Annotated in this window: 2 protein-coding genes; both read left to right on the top strand. The window is 76.8% G+C overall.

Annotated features, from left to right (window positions below):
- The first annotated feature begins 170 nt into the window (after positions 1-170).
- Positions 171-677: a DUF2244 domain-containing protein gene (locus HMPREF0731_RS21570; protein ID WP_051014852.1), complete on the top strand. Its 507-nt coding sequence runs from the start codon at positions 171-173 to the stop codon at positions 675-677.
- Positions 678-735: 58 nt separating this feature from the next.
- Positions 736-1,088: hypothetical protein (locus tag HMPREF0731_RS21575; RefSeq protein WP_040614354.1), on the top strand; the 353-nt coding region annotated here is incomplete at its 3' end.

The raw sequence follows: 1,088 nt of genomic DNA on the forward strand, positions 1-1,088 counted from the left end.
GGGGGCGGGGCGGCAGGCTGGGCGCGGGTGGGGCGCTTCATCGCGGACTCGTCAGGCTGGGCCGGCCGGGCGGCGGGGTGGCGATCCGCCGGCCGGGCGGGAAGGAAGGCGGGGCAGAGGCGCAGAAGCCGCTCTACGCAGCCGGCGCACAGAGCCTATGTTAGCGCGCGATGTCAGCAAGCCCCGAACCGATCCTCTTCGAGGCCGTCAGCACGCCGCATCGCAGCCTGCGGCCACGCGCCTATGCCGTGGTGGTGGCGCTGGCCGGCGGCTGGGCGCTGCTGGGCGGGCTGTTCTTCGCGGTGATCGGCGCCTGGCCGATCCTGCCCTTCCTCGGTGTCGAGATCCTGGGCGCGCTGGCGCTGATCCTGCTGCACCACCGCTGGTCCGGCCGCGCGCGCGAGGTGATCTCGCTGCTGCCCGACCGGCTGCGGGTGCGGCGGGTGGATGGGCTGGGCCGGCGCGAGGAGGCCAGCCTCGACCCCTACTGGACCCGCGTGGAGTGGTCGGAGCGCGAGGGGCTGGCCCTGGTGCAGCGCCGCCGCCGCGTGCCGATCGGCCGCTTCCTGTCCGAGGAGGAGCAGCAGGACCTGGCGCAGGCGCTGCGCGGCGCGCTGCGCGCCTATCGCGAGCCGGTGTTCGACAACCCGCAGCTCGGCGGCAGCGCGGCGGAATAGGCGCAGCCGCGCCGCCCCCCGCGGCGTTGCAGCATGGCCGGCAGGAAAGGGAATTGCCATGCGCCAGCGCCGCTACATCCTGAAAGCCGCCCGCCAGGCGCGCGCCCTGGGCGCGGTCTGGGCCGGGGCGCCCCGGGTGGTCTCCGCCCGGCTCTCGCCCGAGGCGGCGCGGCGCCGGGGCGCCTATGCCACCGGGCTGGAATTCGCCCGCATGGCGCCGGAGAAGGCGCTGGCTTTCTCCGCCGGTGGCGCCGCCTGGGCGGAGGGCTGGTCGCGGCTGGGCCGCAGCGGGCTGGAGCACGGCCTGGCCGAGCTGGAGGCGGCGCACCGCCTGCTGTTGCAGGCGGCGCGGCAGCCGGTGCCGCCCGGCCCGGCGCTGGCCTGGCTGTCCTGGTGGCAGGGTGCCGCGCT

This window comes from Pseudoroseomonas cervicalis ATCC 49957 (assembly GCF_000164635.1).
Lineage (GTDB): Bacteria > Pseudomonadota > Alphaproteobacteria > Acetobacterales > Acetobacteraceae > Pseudoroseomonas > Pseudoroseomonas cervicalis.

Bases quoted from the DNA above. Each gene is read 5' to 3' on its own strand.
- HMPREF0731_RS21570 (WP_051014852.1), top strand. From the start codon at position 171: ATGTCAGCAAGCCCCGAACCGATCCTCTTCGAGGCCGTCAGCACGCCG.